Raw genomic sequence first — 16,692 nt, 5'->3', positions numbered from 1 at the left:
CCCGGTCGCCCCGGTGGGCCCCACGCGGCCAGGCGCGGTCCCCCTGCTGCGCGCAGCCCTGTCGCGCCGGTCAGGGGTGGCGGCCGGTGAACGCCAGCAGCCGGGTCTGCTCGTCGGCGTCGTCGGGGACGGGCACGCGCGGACCGAAGTAGCCGCTGCTGCGCAGAGCGGCGTCCCACGGCTCGATGCCGGCGAGGAACGCCGAGACCTCCGCCGGGTCGAGCGTCTCGTCCTGACCGGTGGCGCGGGCGAGGTCCCAGGCGTGCACGAGCAGGTCCATCAAGCCCGTCATGGCCACCAGGTCCTCGAGCGGCATCTCGCCGGCGCGCGTGCGGGTCGGGCGCCGGGCCGTACCGGCGTTCTCCAGCGCGGCGCGGATCGCCCCGTCGGCGGCCCGCCAGGCGCCGGCCGGGTCGTCGTCGACCGAGGGGCCGTCCGGCCGGGGCAGGTCCACGGCTCCCAGGTACAGCGCCGGCATCCAGTCCACCAGGTGCCGGACCACGTCCCGGGCCACCCAGCCGGCACACGGCGCGGGGTCGTCCCAGCGGTCCGGGGGGACACCGTCGACCCGCCGGGCGAAGTCGTCGGCCAGCCGCCGCCACCGTTGCGCCGTCTCCGTCACCACGACCTCCTCAACCAGTTGGTTGAGGACGATCGTGGACCCCGGCGGCCCCGCCGTCAATGCCGAGAGCCGGCCACCCGCACGGGTGACCGGCTCTCGGCTTGGGACCCCCGGGAGGGGTCCCTGCTCAGGCCAGGTAGTCCCTGAGCGCGTCGGCGCGCTGCGGGTCGCGCAGCTTGGCCATCGTCTCGCGCTCGATCTGGCGCACCCGCTCGCGGGACAGACCGAACTGCTTGCCGATCTGCTCCAGCGTCCGGGGCTGACCGCCGTCGAGGCCGAAGCGGAGCACGACCACGTCGCGCTCGCGGTCCTCGAGCGTGGCCAGGACGGTTCGGACGTCGCCCTTCATCATCTGGAAGGCGACGGCGTCCTCGGCCACCGCGGCGTCGGCGTCCTCGATGAAGTCACCGAGGCGGGACTCCTCGTCGGCACCGACGGTCTGGTCGAGCGAGACCAGGTCGCGGGAGTACTCGAGCAGCTCGGTCACCCGCTCCGGCGTCATGTCCAGCTCGAGGCCGAGCTCCTCGGCGGTGGGCTCGCGCTCGAGCTCCTGGTGCACCCGCCGGCGGGTCCGCACGACCTTGTTGACCTGCTCGGCCAGGTGCACGGGGAGCCGGATGGTGCGACCGGAGTCGGCCATCGCGCGGGTGATCGCCTGGCGGATCCACCACGTCGCGTAGGTCGAGAACTTGAAGCCCTTGGTGTAGTCGAACTTCTCGACCGCCCGGATGAGCCCGACGTTGCCCTCCTGGATGAGGTCCAGGAACGTCATGCCGTGACCGGTGTAGCGCTTGGCCACCGAGACGACCAGGCGCAGGTTGGCCTCCAGCAGGTGCCGCTTGGCGGCCTTGCCGTCGGCGGCGAGGGCCTTGTAGTCGCGCTGCACGGCCGGGGTGAGCTGCCGCTCGCCGAGCAGCCGCTCGGCGTAGAGGCCCGCCTCGATGCGCTTGGCGAGCTCGACCTCCTGCTCGGCGGTCAGCAGCGCGGTCTTGCCGATGGTGTTGAGGTACACGCGCACCAGGTCGGTCGACACCAGGCCACTGGTGTCCGGCTCGCGGCGCGGCGAGCGGACCTCGAGGGCGTCACTGGGGGAAGACTGGAGGAGCGTCACGGGATGTCTTCGTCCTTGCCTGTGATCCGGATGCACCACCGGTCGTCGATGGCGGTGCTGCACCCGTGTCGGGGGTGGGGCTCCGGTGTCCGGCGGGGCCCCGCGCTGTGGTCCGTTGTGGTCCGTTGTGTTACGCCCAGTCCAACGGTCGCGACCGGGCGCGGTGTTCCGCAGGGGCGGGATTCCCAGGGAACCCACAGCCCGTGTGTTCGGTCACCTTCCGTACCCGACTCGCCGCGGATCAGACGTCCAGCAGCAAGGTCATCGGTCCGTCGTTGACCGACGCCACCCGCATGCGGGCCCCGAACACGCCGGTGGCCACCGTGCCGCCCCGGCGGCGCAGCTCGGCGACGACCTCCTCGACCAGCGGTTCTGCCACCTCCCCGGGCGCGGCGTCGGCCCACGAGGGACGGCGTCCCTTGCGCGTGTCGGCGTAGAGCGTGAACTGGCTCACCACCAGGACCGGCAGGCCGAGGTCGTCGGCCGAGCGCGCGCCGTCGTCGGTGGGGAAGACCCGCAGCTCGTGGACCTTCCGCGCCAGCGCCCGCGCGCGGGTGGCGTCGTCGTCCCGGCCGGCGCCCACCAGCGCCAGCAGCCCGGGACCGATCTCGCCGACGACGGCGTCCTCCACGGTGACCGATGCCGAGGCCACCCTGCTCACCACCGCGCGCACGGGCCCATCCTGCGCCGTGCCCCGGCAGCGGCCCGACGGCGGTCGGTCGACGCGGACGCCGGTGACCGGACGGAGGCCACGGGCCCGTCAGCCGGCGTCGCCACCGCCGCGCGGCGCAGGACGAGCCGGGACGGCGCCGTCCGGGTGGCCGGGCCCGACCGGCGCTCCGACCTGGCGGACGTCCGGGCGGGGTGCCCGGTGGGGACGCGGTCGGGGTGGTGGTCACGGTTCCTTCGTCCGCGGGTCGTCGGAGCTGGCACCTCCGAGGGAACCCGCGTCCCTCCACGCGTAGCGGGCCGCCTCGTCGGTCGACCCGCCCGCGGACGAACCGCGGTGCCGTCGTCGCACGAGCGGGTCCTCCGGTTCGCCCGGCGGAGGCCGTCGGACGGCGCCGGCGCGATCCGCCGGCCGGACTGCGGCAGGATCCGGGTGTGCCGACCCTCCGCCTGACCCAGGACGACGCCGCCGACGACCTGCTCGGCCGCGATCCCCTCGCGCTGGTCCTCGGGATGCTGTTCGACCAGCAGTTCCCGATGGAGCGGGCCTTCGCCGGGCCCCGGCTGCTGGCCGACCGCATGGGCGTGGACTCCCTCTCCGCGGCGGCGATCGCCGACGCCGACCCCGACGCGCTGCTCGCCTGGTTCCAGGGTCCGCCGGCGGTGCACCGCTACCCGGGCTCGATGGCCGCTCGCACGCAGGCGCTGTGCCGGCTGCTGCTCGAGCGCTACGACGGCCGCGCCGAGCGGCTCTGGGACGGCGTCCCCGACGGCGCCACGCTGCTGCGCCGCATCGGGGAGCTGCCCGGCTTCGGCGCGCAGAAGGCCAAGATCCTCGTCGCGCTGCTCGGCAAGCAGTACGGCGTCACCCCGCCGGGCTGGCGCGAGGCCGCCGGCTCCTACGGCGAGGAGGGGTCGCGGCGGTCGGTCGCCGACATCACCGGCCCCGAGTCGCTGGCCGAGGTCCGCGCCGCCAAGCAGGAGGCGAAGGCGGTCGCCAGGGCGGCTGGGGAGAAGGCCGCCGAGAAGGCCGCCGAGAAGGCCCCCGGGAGGGCTGCGAGGGCTCGCTGAGCCCACTCCGGGATCCGGTCCCGGATAGTCCGCGCAGGCGCCAGCACGGCCTCGACCACGGTGGCACCATGGGGTGCGGACCGGGGGATCCCCGGGGGTCCGACCCTTCGGGGCCGGCTCCCGGCCCGCACAGACGACACCGTGCCGTCGGTGCCCCGGGCCAGCGGAGGGATGGGTGTCCGTGGCCTCGAGCCAGCAGTCCGCACGACCCCGCCGGGCGGAGCCGGTGCTGATCACCCAGGCCGAACCCAGCCTGGTGGAGCAGCACGCCGCCCGGAAGAAGCGGTACGTCCTCACCATGGCCGTCCGCGGCGTCAGCCTGGTGCTGGCCGCGGTGTTCTACCAGACCGTGTGGTTGATGATCATCTTCGCCGTGCTCGGCACGGTGCTGCCCTGGATCGCCGTCGTCATGGCCAACGACCGGCCGCCGAAGAAGAAGCTCGACGCCCACCGCTACGTCGCGCCGCGGCCCGACCGCATCCTGGAGGACCCCGCCGCCCGCCGGAAGGTCATCGACGGCGGGACCGTCATCGACGGCTGAGCCGCCCGCTCAGCGCGCTCCCGGGCGGCCGACCACCGTGGCCGCCCGGGCCAGCCCGGCATCGAGGGCGTCGGCCGGCGCTCCGCCGGCCAGCCAGACCGGGAGCAGTCCCGCGGTGAACGCGTCCCCCGCGCCGGTCGTGTCGACGACGGCGGCGGGGTGCGCCGGGCGGTGCACCAGCGCCGTGCCGGCCGCCCACAGCGCGCCCTCGGCGCCGAGCGTGACCGCCACCGCGCGGTGCCGGCCGGCCAGTGCCCGCGCGGCGTCGCGGACGTCGGGGTACCCGGACAGCAGCCGCGCCTCGTCGGCGTTGGGCAGCAGCAGGTCGACGCCGGCGGTGTCGGCGAGCCACCGGTCCACGCCGTAGGCGGTCAGCGGCCCGGTCGAGGCCGGGTCCAGCGACACGGTGCACCCGGCGTCCCGGGCCCCGGCCAGGGCCGCCAGCCCGGCCGCGCGCGGCCGCTCGTGCAGCAGCGTGTAGCCCGACAGGTGCAGGTGGCCGCCGGGGCGGGGCGCCGGGACGTCGTCGGCACGCAGGTCGAGGTTGGCGCCGCGGTCGGCGAGCATGCTGCGCTGCCCGCCCGGTTCGACCAGGCTGACGATCGTGCCGCTGGCCGCCCCGGGGACGGTGCGCACCGCCGTCCGCACCCCGGCGGCGGCCAGCTCGCCCAGCAGCGCGGCCCCGGCAGCGTCGTCGCCGACGCAGCCGGCCAGGACCACCGGCACGCCCAGGGCGGCCAGGTGGGCGGCCACGTTGGCCCCTGCCCCGCCGCCGCGGCTGCGGATGGTGGCGGGCCGGTCGGAGCCGGGTGCCGGTTCCCCGGACAGGACGGCGACGACGTCGGTGGCCAGGTCCCCGACGACGACCACCGCCCGCGCGGGCACCTCGCCGGCGCTCAGTGGGCCTGCGTCGCCAGCGCGGCGGCGATCCGCCCGGCCAGCTCGGCGTTGCGCAGCACCAGCCGCACGTTGACCGCCAGGGTGGCGCCCTCGCTGGCCCGGTGCAGGTGGTCGAGCACGAACGGGGTGACGTCCTTGCCGCGCACCCCGGCGGCCTCGGCCGCGGCCAGCGCGTCGGTGATCACCCGGTCGTGCAGCTGCGGGTCGAGCTGCTCGTCGGCCGGCAGCGGGTTGGCGACCACGACGGCGCCGGGCGCCAGCGCGCGACGGGCGGCCAGGACCGCGGCGGCCTGCTCGGGGGAGTCGACCGACCAGTCGACGGGAGACCCGGAGTCGGCCACGTAGAACCCGGGGAACGCCCGCGTCCGGTAGCCGACGACGGTGACCGACAGGCTCTCCAGCCGCTCCAGGGTGGCCGGGACGTCGAGGATCGACTTGACGCCCGCGCAGACGACGGCCAGCGACGTGCGCGACAGGGCGGTCAGGTCGGCCGACTCGTCGAAGGTGTCGGCCGACTGCCGGTGCACGCCACCGAGCCCACCGGTGGCGAAGACGCCGATCCCGGCCGCGGCGGCCAGCAGGGCGGTGCTGGAGACGGTGGTGGCGCCGGACAGGCCGAGGGCCGCGGCCACCGGGAGGTCGCGGACGCCGAGCTTGGCGAGGTCGGGGTCGGCACAGACCCGGTCGACCTGGTCGGGGGTGAGCCCCACGTGCGGGACGCCGTCGAGCACCGCGACCGTGGCCGGCACGGCACCGCCGGCGCGGACGGCCGCCTCGACGTCGTCGGCGGCCGCGCGGTTGTCCGGGCGGGGGAGGCCGTGGGCGAGCAGCGTGCTCTCGAGGGCGACGACGGGCTGCCCGGCGGCCAGCGCGTCGGCCACCTCGCCGGAGAGGGTCACCGGCGGCGCCGCGGCACGGCGGCCGGTGGCGGGGGAGGGATCGACGGACACGCCGTCATCATGGGGCCTGCCATCATGGAGCCCGGGCGGGCCCCCGCCCGGCACCTCCCGGTGCCGGGCCGCTCGCCGGCACCCGTCACCGACCCCGGGAGAGCCCGTGAGCAACAGCGACCTCCTCGAGAAGCCCGACGTCCGCGACGCCGACACCGGCAACGCCAACGAGGTCTTCCACTACGTCCGGAAGAACAAGATCGCCGAGAGTGCCGTCATGGGCACCCTGGTCGAGGCACTGTGCGGCGAGGTCTTCCCGGTGACCAAGAGCCCCAAGCCCGGCAGCCCGGTGTGCCCGGCCTGCAAGGAGGTCTACGAGCAGCTCCGCAAGGAGTAGCAGGACCCCCCCTCGCCCCCACCCCTCGCACGCTCGGGGCGGGGCTCTGCAAGGGGGCCGTTCCCGTACGTCACCTGAGGCCGAGGCGCTTGGCCTCCGCGTCCAGCTCGGCTGCCCGGCGGCGCTGGGCTCTGCGGGTGTGCCGGCGCAGCGGTGCCGGCCAGCGCTCCTGCACCGTGGCGTTGAGCTCGGCGCCGAGCAGCAGGGACATGCCGAAGAAGAACAGGAACAGCAGCGCCGCGATCGGGGTGGCCAGCGCCCCGTAGGGCAGCGCCGCGACCAGGATGTCGGTGACGTAGAGCCGCAGCGCCGTCGCGACCACCACGAAGAACGCGATCGCCAGCACCGTGCCCGGCAGGTGCCGGTACCACGGCAACCGCCGGGGCAGGATCACGTGGTAGAAGCTCGTGAGGGCCAGCAGCAGGCCGACGAGCACCAGTGGCCCGTAGACCGCGTTGACCAGCACGTTCGCCGTCTCCTGCCAGTCCTGGGGCAGCAGCGCCACCAGCAGCCCGGGTCCCAGCACCAGCAGCGGCAGGGTGACCACGGCCAGCAGCAGGCCGATGACGAACAGCCACAGCGCCATGAGCCGGGTGGCGATCGGGCCGCGGACGTCGCGCTGGTCGTAGGCGATGACGATGGTGTTCATGAAGGTCGCCGTCGCCGACGACCCGGCCCACAGGCTGAGCAGGAAGCCGAGGCTGACCACGTCGAGCCGCCCGGACCCGAGGATGTCGGCGAGGGTGGGACGGACGAGCCCGTCGACGACGTCGGGGGTCACCACCTCGCTCGAGGCCTGCAGCAGGGTGTCCTCGATGGTCTGCACCGACGCGGCGCCGATCCAGTTGCCCAGGTAGCCCAGCGAGCCGATCAGCCCGATGAGCAGGGGCGGCACGGAGAGGATCTGCCAGAAGGCCGCCTCGCCCGACAGCCCGAGGATGCGGTCCTTCCAGGCCTTGGCCACGGTGCGGCCGAGCACCTCCAGCGGGACCCGGACGACGGTCGGCCAGTGGTCGAGCCGCCCGGGCCGGTCGACCTCGGCGCGCCGCGCCCCGGACGCCGGCGCCCCGCCGTCCTCGCCCGCCGTCCCGGGGGGCGGGGTGTCCGGGGGCGGGGGATCGGCCGGGGGGCCCTCTCCGGCGGTCCCGTCGGTGCGGGACCGCCCGCCGGCCCGCACGGTGCTCACCAGGCCAGTGTGCACGCCCACGCGGGGCGCCCGCCGCCCACGCGGGGCGACCGGCGTCCGGGTCCCCCGGACGGGCGAGGGGTCAGCGGGTCCGGCGTGCCTCCGGCCGCCGGCCGGGGGCCGACGGTGCGGCCGGCGGGACGACGCCCTCGGGCGGCGGTGCGGCGGGGTCGACCGGCTGCGCCGGCGGGATGCAGCGGATGACCGCCTCGGCGGCGTAGGAGGTGTCGAACGTCTCCCGCCGGACCTCCGCGCCGGACCGCAGGTCGCGGAAGACACGGGTCACGGTGACGTCGAAGCCCTGGGCGCCGCCCTGCGGGATGCAGTTGCCGTCGTCGACCTTCTCCTGGACGGCGGGCTGGCGGACGTTGCGCCGGGCGCCCTCGATCGCCTCGACCTCGTAGTACCGGGTGCCGTAGAAGGTGACCGTGATCGACCCGCCGGAGGCGGCCGGCGTCCACTGGGTGTCGACGTAGATGCCGGTCTCGGTGTCGTTGCGCCACTGCAGGTCGATCTGACCCTCGTAGACCGTCGCCTCGCGGCCGGCCGGGTAGCGGCTGATGTAGAAGCTGTGCGGCTTGTGGTAGACGTCCTCGAGGCCGGCGAAGAAGACCGCGTTGAACATCGTGGTGGCGAACTGGCTGATCCCGCCGCCGACCGCGGTCGAGAGCTCCCCGCCGCTGATGACGTTGGCCGGCACGTAGCCCTGGGCGGCGCCGCGCGGGCCGGTGAAGGTGTTGAGGCTGAACGTCTCGCCCGGCAGCACCAGCGCGCCGTCCACCTGCTCGGCCACGACGCGGATGTTGGTGCCGCTGAAGTTGTTGCCCGTGGTGGTCGTGAAGGAGCTGACCTGCTCGCGGATGCCGAGCGCCTGCGCCTCCTCCGTGGTCAGCTCGGCCGGGACCGCGCCGAGCTCCGCGGTCACCGTGCGCGGCGCGGGGTCGGGCAGCACCTCGAGCAACTGCACCGACAGCGCCGCGGGGTCGACACCGGTGCCGTCGACCGACGGCACGACCGTGACGGCGCCTCCGCTGATCTCGAAGCGCGCGTCCTCGGCGGGGGTGCCGAAGGCGGTGAAGTCCTCGCTCATCGCCGTCTGCAGCGCGGTCGGGTCGACGGCGACGGTCAGCTCCCCGGTGTCCTCGGGGGTGAAGGTGAGCGACGCGGCGATGGCCTCGACCGGGATCTCCACGGAGGTGGTGCCGTCCTGGCTGGTCACCGTCACCGGCGCGGCCAGGGCCGGGGTGACCGTCTCGTCGAGGACCTGCTGCGCCTCCCCGGTCCCGACGCGGACCGGGACCTCCTCGACCGGCAGCTCGATCGGGGTGTCGGGGTCCCCGCCGGAGGCCAGTGCGTCGGTGATGGCCTCGGCCGCGCCCTCCCGGTCCAGCGTCCGGCCGTCGACGGGCTCGACCAGGCCCGGCGTGGTGCCCTCGAGGGCGATCGTGGCGTCGACCGGGACGCGGTCGACCTGCGTGGCGATCGTGTCGACCTGCGCGGTCAGCGCGGTGTCCTCGCCGGTGATGACCGGCGCGACCTCGCGCTCGGCGAACAGCGAGGCCAGCCGGGTCCACGGGACCAGCGGCTGGTCGTCGGCGGCGTCGACGGTGCCCTCGACGTCGAGGGTGATGCCGGCGGTCGCCGGGGAGAGCGTGGCCTCGACGTCGTCGGCGACGACGACGTGGTCGGCGGTCACCCGCGGGGCGAGCTGCTCCTCCAGCCGCTGCGCGGCGGACGCGGGGGACAGGCCGCCGATGTCGACGCCGGCCACCACGGTGTTGCGCGGCACGTCGTCGCCGGCGACGAGGAGGTCGACGCCGTAGGCGGCGCCGAGGACGGCGAGCAGGCCCACCGGGGCGACCAGCGCCGGGCGGCGCCACCAGGGACGGCGGGGCGCGCCGGCGCCTGTGGGGGGATCGGCGGGACCGTCCCCGGAGCCGCTGCCCGAGCCACTGCCCGAGCCGCTGCCCGAGCCACTGCCCGAAGCGCTGCCCGGGCCGGCGTCGCCGGGGCCCTGCGGTGCCGCGGTCGTCCGCGCCGCGGTCGTCTGCGCCGCCGCGGGGACGGCACCGCCCACGGCCACGGTGTCGGAGGCGGTGTCGGCGGTGGTGTCCGCCTCGGGGCCGGACACCGGGTCGGACGCCGGCTCGCCGAGGTCCACCGGCTGGGTGTCGCGGGCGGGCACGGGACCACCGGTCAGCGCCACGGTGTCGTGGACCGGGTCGGCGTCCGCCGTGGGTGCCGGGGCCGCCGCCGGGCCGGACCCCGGGGTCGGGGTGGGCGCGGCCGCCGGAGCCGGGACGGCCACCGCGGGCGGAGGCACGGCGGCGGGCCCGATCGGCCCGCGGTCGCGGGGGACCGGGCGGGTGTCGTCGGAGAGGCCGCCGTCCTCGAGGAACAGCGGCGTGTCAGCAGCAGGGGAGACGTCGTCCCGGGAGGCCCCGGGTGAGGTCGCCTCGGCAGCGTCGTGGGGTGCGGGGGACTGCGGCATCGGGTGTTCCTCCGGTCGCCGTCGACCGGGGGTCCCCGGGAACGACGGAGCCGCCGGCCCCCCCTCCGCCTCAGGCGGGTCGGGGGTGCCGGCGGCGGCGTCGGGTGAGGGCTTCATCGCTGAGTGCGACGATAGCGCCTCTCTCAGTGTGCGAGGCGCTGCTCGCCGTCCGTCTCGATGATGTCGACGGCGATGTCGCGGAGCTTGCCCTCGTACTCACGGGCGTGGTGCCCGCAGAACACGAGGTCGCTGCCGCTGGCGAGCACGACACGCACCTTGGCCAGTGCGCCGCACCGGTCGCAGTGGAAGGGCACGACCAGGTCGTCGGCGGCGGGGGTCGTCGTCAGCGTCTGGGTCATCTCGGTCATCACTCGCTCTCTACCGCACGGACCCGCGGCTGCGGATCGGCCTCCTGCACAGCGCCAGGATGGACCCCTGTGTTCCCGTTGCTCCGGTCACTGCGGTGGACTCGCCCGGGGTTGGTGAGCCGGTGACCGCTGGGACAGGTGGGTTCAGCAGGGACGTCACTGGTGGTGCCGGTCTGTCTCGGTGGTGCTGGTCGTTCCGTGGGCCGGGTGGGTTCCGGCTGTGGGTCCGCTGCTGTCTTCGACGTCTCCCACGCTACGCCGTCTACCCGGCCACCGCCGTCGTACACCGCCCGGTCCGCCCAGGGGGGTGAGATCGTGACCTCTCCGCGATCGGGACGACACCTGGCCGCGACACGGCGACACCGGAGGCGGACGGCGACGGCCGGCGCCCCAGAGGGGCGCCGGCCGTCGCCTGTGCGGCCCCCTGCAGGGCCCCGCCGCGGGCGTGCGAGCGGTGGGGGGCAGGGGGTCCTTCCTCAGTCGAGGTAGTCGCGCAGGACCTGTGACCGGCTGGGGTGGCGCAGCTTCGACATCGTCTTGCTCTCGATCTGCCGGATCCGCTCGCGGGTGACCCCGTAGACCTGACCGATCTCGTCGAGCGTGCGCGGCTGGCCGTCGGTGAGGCCGAAGCGCAGCCGGACGACGCCGGCCTCCCGCTCCGACAGCGTCTGCAGCACGCTGGTCAGCTGGTCCTGCATGAGGGTGAAGCTGACCGCGTCGACGGCGACGACCGCCTCGGAGTCCTCGATGAAGTCACCGAGCTGGCTGTCGCCCTCGTCGCCGATGGTCTGGTCGAGGCTGATCGGCTCCCGGGCGTACTGCTGGATCTCCAGCACCTTGTCCGGGGTGATGTCCATCTCCTTGGCCAGCTCCTCCGGGGTGGGCTCGCGGCCCAGGTCCTGGAGCAGCTCGCGCTGGATGCGGCCGAGCTTGTTGATGACCTCGACCATGTGCACCGGGATGCGGATGGTCCGGGCCTGGTCGGCCATGGCGCGGGTGATCGCCTGCCGGATCCACCAGGTGGCGTACGTGGAGAACTTGTAGCCCTTGGTGTAGTCGAACTTCTCGACCGCGCGGATCAGGCCGAGGTTGCCCTCCTGGATCAGGTCCAGGAACGCCATGCCGCGGCCGGTGTAGCGCTTGGCCAGGGAGACCACGAGGCGGAGGTTGGCCTCCAGCAGGTGGTTCTTGGCGCGCTCGCCGTCGCGGACGATCCAGTTGAGGTCGCGGCGCATCTGCGGGGAGAGCTTGATGCCCTCCTCCTCGGCCTGGCGCAGCCGCTCGGCGCCGTAGAGCCCGGCCTCGATCCGCTTGGCGAGGTCGACCTCCTCCTCGGCGTTGAGCAGCGCGACCTTGCCGATCTGCTTGAGGTAGGCGCGGACGGAGTCGGCCGAGGCGGTGAGCTCGGCGTCCTTGCGCGCCTGCCGCAGCGCCTCCGACTCCTCCTCGTCGTCCCACTCGAAGTCGCCGCCCTCGGTGGTCTCCTCGACGGCCGGGGCCTCGGCGGCCTCAGCGCCGTCGGGCCCGGCGACGACGGTCTCGTCGAGGGTCAGCCCCTCGGCGCCGGCGTCGACCACGGCGACGGTGGACTCCTCGGAGGCGACGGCGGTCAGCACGGTGCCCTCACCGGCCGCGGGGGAAGGGGTGATGCTCGGCTTGGTGCGGCCGCCGCCGGCGGCGGCCCTCGCCGGAGCCTTCTTGCGCGCGGGCTTCGCGGACGCGTCGGCGGCGACCCCCACGGGGGCGCTGGTCCGGGAGGCCCGGGTGCCGGCGGCGACCGTCCTGGAGCGGGGGGTGCTCGCGGCGGCGTCGTCCGGTGCTGGCTTGTCGGCGGGCACTCAGGTTCCTTCCCGTGCTGGGTGCGTTCCCCGGGAGCGGGTCTGACTCCCGGGCAGCGGCCCCGATCGCGGCCGTGGGGCCAGGAGGGCCGCCGGACCGGCGCGGTGTTTGACCGCGGCGCGGGCTGGGGATTACTCCCGGCTGGCTGGCGACGGCTGGGGCTTCTCCATTGTAACTACGGAGTGCGGTGTGACCACTGTCCCGGAGGGTGCTGCTCGCCCGGATGAGGCGCCACACCACCCCAGGTCGGCCCGTCCCCCCGCGGGGTGACCGGCGCTCCCGGCCGTGCGCCTCGGGTGGTGGCCCCTCCGCAGGGCCCCGCCGCGAGCGTGCGAGCGGTGGGGGCACAGGGGTCCTCCGTCAGTGGTCGATGCGCTCGGCGGCGGTCAGGGCGGCCCCGACGATCCCCGCGTCGTTCTGCAGCTGGGCGGGGACCACCGGCGTGCGCGTGGACAGCAGCGGCACCCACTTGTGCGCCTTCTTGCTCACTCCACCGCCGACGATGATGAGGTCCGGCCACAGCCCCTTCTCGAGGACGTCGAGGTAGCGGTCCACCCGCTTGGCCCACTGCGGGTAGCTGAGCTCCTCGCGGTCCTTGGCGGCGGCCGACGCCTTCTTCTCGCCGTCGTGGCCGTCGACCTGGATGTGGCCGAACTCGGTGTTGGGCACCAGGTGACCGTCGACGAACAGCGCGCTGCCGATGCCGGTGCCGAAGGTCAGCATGAGGACGACGCCCCGCTGGTCGCGGCCGGCCCCGTAGCGCATCTCGGCCAACCCGGCGGCGTCGGCGTCGTTGAGCGTCTCGACGGTCCCGGGCACCAGCGCGGTCATCCCGGCGTCGACGTCGGTACCGATCCAGCCCTTGTCCATGTTGGCCGCGGTGTGCGCGACCCCCTTCTTCATGACCCCGGGGTAGGTGACACCGATCCGCCCGGTCCAGCCGAAGGAGGTGACGATCCCGGCGACCACCGCGCAGACGGCCTCCGGGGTCGACGGTTGCGGCGTCTCCACCCGCAACCGCTCACCCTCGAGCACGCCCTGCTCGAGGTCGACCAGGCACCCCTTGATGCCGCTGCCACCGATGTCCACCCCGAAGCCCTGCACGACGGTCACCCTAGTGACCCGCGCCGCACAGCGGGGGGTGCTCGGGCAGGATCGCCGGGGTGAGTGCCCCGTACACGCCCGCCGAGCTCCTCGACCTCGCCGTCGCCACCGCCCGCGAGGCGGCGGCGCTGGTCGCCCGGGAGCGCGGGAGCGCGGCCGCCCGGGTCGACGTCAAGTCCAGCCCCACCGACGTCGTCACCGCCGTCGACACCGCCAGCGAGCGGCTGATCACCGCCCGGCTGCTGGAGGCCCGTCCCGACGACGGCCTGCTCGGCGAGGAGGGCGCCGCGCGCGAGGGCACCAGCGGGGTGCGCTGGGTGGTCGACCCGATCGACGGGACGGTCAACTTCCTCTACGGGCTGCGCGGCTACGCCGTCTCCATCGCCGCCCAGGTCGACGGCGCCACCGTGGCCGGGGCGGTGCTCGACGTGCCCACCGGTGAACTGTTCACCGCCACGGTCGGCGGCGGCGCGTTCCTCTCGACGCCGGCCGAGCCCGGGCCGGTGCGGCTGTCCGGCAACCGGCCGGACTCACTCGGCCAGACCCTCGTGGCCACCGGCTTCGGCTACCGCGTCGAGCAGCGCCGCGCCCAGGGTGCCGTCGTCGCCCAGCTGCTCCCGGAGGTGCGCGACATCCGCCGCCACGGCTGCGCCTCGCTGGACCTGTGCGCGGCCGCGGCCGGGCGGGTGGACGCCTACTACGAGCTCGACCTCAAGCCCTGGGACCACGCGGCCGGTGCCCTGGTCGCCGCCGAGGCGGGCCTGGTGGTCACCGGGCTGCCGGGCCGGCCGTTCGCCGAGCCGATGGCGGTCGCCGTCCCGGAGACCGTCGCCGGGCCCTTCCTCGCCCTGCTCGACTCACTGCACTGAAAGGACCTCCCTGCCCCCCACCGCTCGCGGGCTCGCGGCGGGACCCTGCAGGGACGCCGCCGTCCCCCCCGCCCTCCGTGAGCTCGGGGCGGTGCCCGGGACGGGGCCGTTCAGCAGGCGGCCTCGGCGCTGGCGATCGGGGTGAGCGTGGCCGCGACCTCCTCGGGCGAGGCCAGCCGGTCGAACTCCGGACCGATCACCAGGTCCACCTGCGCGGTGGCGCGGGTGTCGAGGTGGTCACCGGCACCGGGGAGGAACAGCGCCAGGTAGCCCGCCGCGTCGTTGCCGCGCGGGCCGTGACGGATCTCGCCGGGCCCGGTGACCTCGCGGTCGGTCGGGTCGTTGGCGATCTCGTCGACCACGAAACCGCGGGCCTGCAGCTCCGCAGCCACCGTCTGCGCCAGCCCGGCGGTGTCGGTGGCGTTGTAGACGCGGACCGACAGCGTCGTGGGGTCCAGCGACGGCGGCGCCTCGGCGGCGGTCGCGCAGGCGGCCTCGGCGGCCTCCTCGCGGACGCCGGCGTCGGCCAGCACCTTCCACCACACGCCCAGCGCCGCGAGGGCGAGGACGAGCAGGAAGACCAGCGGCCCCACCGGGCGCCGGTCCCGCCGGGGACGCACCGGGGGGCTGTCGGTGCTCGTGCTCACGGTCGTCCTCCTCGGCGGGGACCCGGCACGACTCGGCGGGTCGCGCGGAGTCTAGAGGCGGCCCGCCGGCTCAGAGGACACCGTGGTCGAGCGCGGCGCGTCCGCGCTCGACGCACGGGTCGATGCGGTCCGCGTAGCCGGCGGTGTCCTTCCCGGCCATCGCGCCGGCGGCCGACCGGGCCACGATCCCGGCGACGATCGCGGCGAACTTGAAGTAGGCGAACCCGACGTACCAGTTCAGGTCCGTGAGGTCGATGCCGCTGCGCTCGGCGTAGCGTGCCGCGACCTCGGCCCGCGTCGGGAAGCCCTCGAGCGCGGTCACCGTGCTCTGGCCGGCGACGCTCCCCTCACCGGTCTCCGGCCAGTAGACGTGCAGCATGCCGAGGTCGGCCAGCGGGTCGCCGAGGGTCGACATCTCCCAGTCGAGGACCGCGCGCACGCCACCGGGGCGGTCGGGGTCGAGCAGGCAGTTGTCCAGCCGGAAGTCGCCGTGGACGATCCCGGTGCGCTGGGTCGCCGGCACGGTCTGCGCCAGGCGGGCGGCGAGGGCGTCCAGCCCCGGGCGGTCACGGTCGCGGGTGGCCTCCCACTGCTGCGTCCACCGGCGCACCTGCCGGGCCATGAAGCCCTCCGGCCGGCCGAAGTCGCCCAGCCCCACCGCGTCGGGGTCGACGGCGTGCAGGTCGGCCAGGACGTCGACCAGCCCCTCACCGATCGCCCGGCGCTCGGCCGGCTCGTCGGCGTACCCGGCCGGGATCCGGTCGACCACGTGCAGGCCGAACACCCGCTCCATCACGTAGAACGGCGCCCCCAGCACCCCGGTGTCGGTGCACAGGTGCAGCGTCCGCGGCACCGGGACGGCGGTCGGCCCGAGCGCGCTGATGACCCTGTGCTCGCGCGCCATGTCGTGCGCCGTGGCCAGGACCGCGCCGGTCGGCGGGCGCCGCAGGATGACCGCGTCCTCGGGTGCACCCCCGGCCGGCGTCACCACGTAGGTGAGGTTCGACATGCCCGCGGCGATCAGCTCGACGCTCACCTCGCGCCAGCGCTGGTCGCCCAGGACGGAGGCGAGGTACGGACCGACGACGGCGGGGTCGGCTCCCACAGGACTGGACACGGGCCGCAGGGTAACCTCCGGCACTCCGCCTCCCGACCGGCCCGTCCGGGCCCGTCCCCGACCCCCCTGGCAGGGGCCGTGTGTCCCCCGCGCGCGGGCGGGCACAAACCGGGGTCGCACGGCGTTGGGGGGCTGCCGGTCCCGCACCGGGCCGACTCCGTGAGTCGGACGTGGACGGGCGCCGGTCCCAGACCAGCGGCCGCCCAGGCGGCCGGCCAGGACGGCGGCGTCCCCCGACGCCGCCGGACGAGGCGGACGACGTCCGCCTGCGACGACCCCGGAGGAGGGGCACACCCCATGGCCACCGACTACGACGCCCCGCGACGCAACGAGGCCGACGAGCTCGGCGAGGACTCGCTCGAGGAGCTCAAGGCCCGCCGGGCCGAGGCGCAGTCCGCCTCGGTCGACGTCGACGAGACCGACTTCAACGAGAGCCTCGAGCTCCCCGGCGCGGACCTGTCCAACGAGGAGCTGACGGTCCGCGTGCTGCCCAAGCAGGAGGACGAGTTCACCTGCTCGCGCTGCTTCCTGGTGCAGCACCGCAGCCGGCTGGCCGCCACCCGCGGCGACCAGATGTACTGCCGCGACTGCGCGGCCTGAGGAAGGACCTCCCCGCCCCCCGCCACTCGCGGGCTCGCGGCGGGACCCTGCAGGGAGGCCGCCTCCTGCCTCCCACCCCGCGCCGGCGCTCGGAGCGGTCCCCTGCAGGAGGGCCGTTCCAGCACGTCACCTGGCTCGCGGCGGGACCCTGCAGGGGGGCATCTGACGCGGGGGGACGCAGGCCGGGGCCACAGGTGGGACACGACGCGGAGGGCAGGCGATGAGCGAGTACCGGGAGCGCACGGCGGCACCGCGGGACGTCCCGCCGCC

The 16,692-nt window shown here is 75.3% G+C and carries 17 protein-coding genes; 5 read left to right on the top strand and 12 right to left on the bottom strand.

Annotation, left to right across the window (positions count from 1 at the left end; all coding sequences use genetic code 11):
* Positions 1-70: 70 nt before the first annotated feature.
* From ABQ292_RS16665 to dtd, 3 genes are all read right to left on the bottom strand, one after another.
* Positions 71-622 (bottom strand): TIGR03086 family metal-binding protein, encoded by a 552-nt coding sequence (locus ABQ292_RS16665; RefSeq protein WP_369208390.1) that lies wholly within the window; start codon positions 620-622, stop codon positions 71-73.
* A 127-nt stretch (positions 623-749) separates the two neighbouring features.
* Positions 750-1,733 (bottom strand): RNA polymerase sigma factor SigB, encoded by a 984-nt coding sequence (gene sigB, locus ABQ292_RS16660; RefSeq protein ID WP_369208388.1) that lies wholly within the window; start codon positions 1,731-1,733, stop codon positions 750-752.
* A gap of 241 nt (positions 1,734-1,974) precedes the next feature.
* Complete coding sequence (gene dtd, locus ABQ292_RS16655) at positions 1,975-2,406, bottom strand: D-aminoacyl-tRNA deacylase (protein ID WP_369208386.1); 432 nt, start codon at positions 2,404-2,406, stop codon at positions 1,975-1,977.
* 431 nt (positions 2,407-2,837) lie between these two features.
* Between dtd and ABQ292_RS16650 the strand changes: the two genes are divergently transcribed.
* Both ABQ292_RS16650 and ABQ292_RS16645 read left to right on the top strand, forming a co-directional pair.
* Positions 2,838-3,473: an HhH-GPD-type base excision DNA repair protein gene (locus tag ABQ292_RS16650; RefSeq protein WP_369208384.1), complete on the top strand. Its 636-nt coding sequence runs from the start codon at positions 2,838-2,840 to the stop codon at positions 3,471-3,473.
* 226 nt (positions 3,474-3,699) lie between these two features.
* Positions 3,700-4,014: a DUF3099 domain-containing protein gene (locus ABQ292_RS16645; RefSeq protein WP_369208382.1), complete on the top strand. Its 315-nt coding sequence runs from the start codon at positions 3,700-3,702 to the stop codon at positions 4,012-4,014.
* A gap of 9 nt (positions 4,015-4,023) precedes the next feature.
* Here the strand turns inward: ABQ292_RS16645 and ABQ292_RS16640 are convergent, their stop codons facing one another.
* Positions 4,024-4,899 carry a carbohydrate kinase family protein gene (locus tag ABQ292_RS16640; protein ID WP_369208380.1) on the bottom strand — a complete coding sequence of 292 codons (876 nt, stop codon included), beginning with the start codon at positions 4,897-4,899 and terminating at the stop codon, positions 4,024-4,026.
* 11 nt (positions 4,900-4,910) lie between these two features.
* On the bottom strand, positions 4,911-5,864 hold the full coding sequence (locus ABQ292_RS16635) for a pseudouridine-5'-phosphate glycosidase (protein ID WP_369208378.1): 954 nt from the start codon (positions 5,862-5,864) through the stop codon (positions 4,911-4,913).
* Positions 5,865-5,970: 106 nt separating this feature from the next.
* On the opposite strand from ABQ292_RS16635, the gene ABQ292_RS16630 reads away from it, so the two are divergent.
* Positions 5,971-6,201, top strand: coding sequence for a DUF3039 domain-containing protein (locus ABQ292_RS16630; protein WP_369208376.1), 231 nt, complete (start codon positions 5,971-5,973; stop codon positions 6,199-6,201).
* A gap of 70 nt (positions 6,202-6,271) precedes the next feature.
* Here ABQ292_RS16630 and ABQ292_RS16625 read toward each other — a convergent pair whose 3' ends face one another.
* The 5 genes from ABQ292_RS16625 to ppgK form a co-directional block, all read right to left on the bottom strand.
* Positions 6,272-7,387 (bottom strand): YihY/virulence factor BrkB family protein, encoded by a 1,116-nt coding sequence (locus tag ABQ292_RS16625; protein WP_369208374.1) that lies wholly within the window; start codon positions 7,385-7,387, stop codon positions 6,272-6,274.
* Positions 7,388-7,469: 82 nt separating this feature from the next.
* Positions 7,470-9,878 (bottom strand): VanW family protein, encoded by a 2,409-nt coding sequence (locus tag ABQ292_RS16620; protein WP_369208372.1) that lies wholly within the window; start codon positions 9,876-9,878, stop codon positions 7,470-7,472.
* Between the two features lie 143 nt (positions 9,879-10,021).
* Positions 10,022-10,246 (bottom strand): DUF7455 domain-containing protein, encoded by a 225-nt coding sequence (locus tag ABQ292_RS16615; RefSeq protein ID WP_369208370.1) that lies wholly within the window; start codon positions 10,244-10,246, stop codon positions 10,022-10,024.
* A 476-nt stretch (positions 10,247-10,722) separates the two neighbouring features.
* Entirely contained in the window at positions 10,723-12,084 is a 1,362-nt protein-coding gene (locus ABQ292_RS16610) for an RNA polymerase sigma factor (RefSeq protein ID WP_369208368.1), read from the bottom strand.
* Positions 12,085-12,445: 361 nt separating this feature from the next.
* Positions 12,446-13,198 carry a polyphosphate--glucose phosphotransferase gene (ppgK, locus tag ABQ292_RS16605; RefSeq protein ID WP_369208366.1) on the bottom strand — a complete coding sequence of 251 codons (753 nt, stop codon included), beginning with the start codon at positions 13,196-13,198 and terminating at the stop codon, positions 12,446-12,448.
* A gap of 50 nt (positions 13,199-13,248) precedes the next feature.
* Between ppgK and ABQ292_RS16600 the strand changes: the two genes are divergently transcribed.
* Complete coding sequence (locus tag ABQ292_RS16600; RefSeq protein WP_369208364.1) at positions 13,249-14,058, top strand: inositol monophosphatase family protein; 810 nt, start codon at positions 13,249-13,251, stop codon at positions 14,056-14,058.
* 110 nt (positions 14,059-14,168) lie between these two features.
* On the opposite strand, the gene ABQ292_RS16595 is transcribed toward ABQ292_RS16600, so the two are convergent.
* Together ABQ292_RS16595 and ABQ292_RS16590 are read right to left on the bottom strand one after the other, a co-directional pair.
* On the bottom strand, positions 14,169-14,705 hold the full coding sequence (locus ABQ292_RS16595) for a LytR C-terminal domain-containing protein (RefSeq protein ID WP_369208362.1): 537 nt from the start codon (positions 14,703-14,705) through the stop codon (positions 14,169-14,171).
* Positions 14,706-14,775: 70 nt separating this feature from the next.
* Positions 14,776-15,822, bottom strand: coding sequence for a phosphotransferase family protein (locus tag ABQ292_RS16590; RefSeq protein WP_369208360.1), 1,047 nt, complete (start codon positions 15,820-15,822; stop codon positions 14,776-14,778).
* Between the two features lie 297 nt (positions 15,823-16,119).
* On the opposite strand from ABQ292_RS16590, the gene ABQ292_RS16585 reads away from it, so the two are divergent.
* On the top strand, positions 16,120-16,422 hold the full coding sequence (locus ABQ292_RS16585; RefSeq protein ID WP_204693870.1) for a DUF4193 domain-containing protein: 303 nt from the start codon (positions 16,120-16,122) through the stop codon (positions 16,420-16,422).
* Positions 16,423-16,692 lie beyond the last annotated feature (270 nt).

The sequence above is a fragment of the Geodermatophilus maliterrae genome, from assembly GCF_041018925.1.
Lineage (GTDB): Bacteria > Actinomycetota > Actinomycetes > Mycobacteriales > Geodermatophilaceae > Geodermatophilus > Geodermatophilus maliterrae.
This window is presented reverse-complemented; position numbering and strand designations above follow the sequence as displayed.

Excerpts from the sequence above, each read along its gene's own strand:
- ABQ292_RS16620 (WP_369208372.1), bottom strand. The coding sequence starts at position 9,878 with ATGCCGCAGTCCCCCGCACCCCACGACGCTGCCGAGGCGACCTCACCC.
- ABQ292_RS16615 (WP_369208370.1), bottom strand. The coding sequence starts at position 10,246 with ATGACCGAGATGACCCAGACGCTGACGACGACCCCCGCCGCCGACGAC.
- ABQ292_RS16585 (WP_204693870.1), top strand. The coding sequence starts at position 16,120 with ATGGCCACCGACTACGACGCCCCGCGACGCAACGAGGCCGACGAGCTC.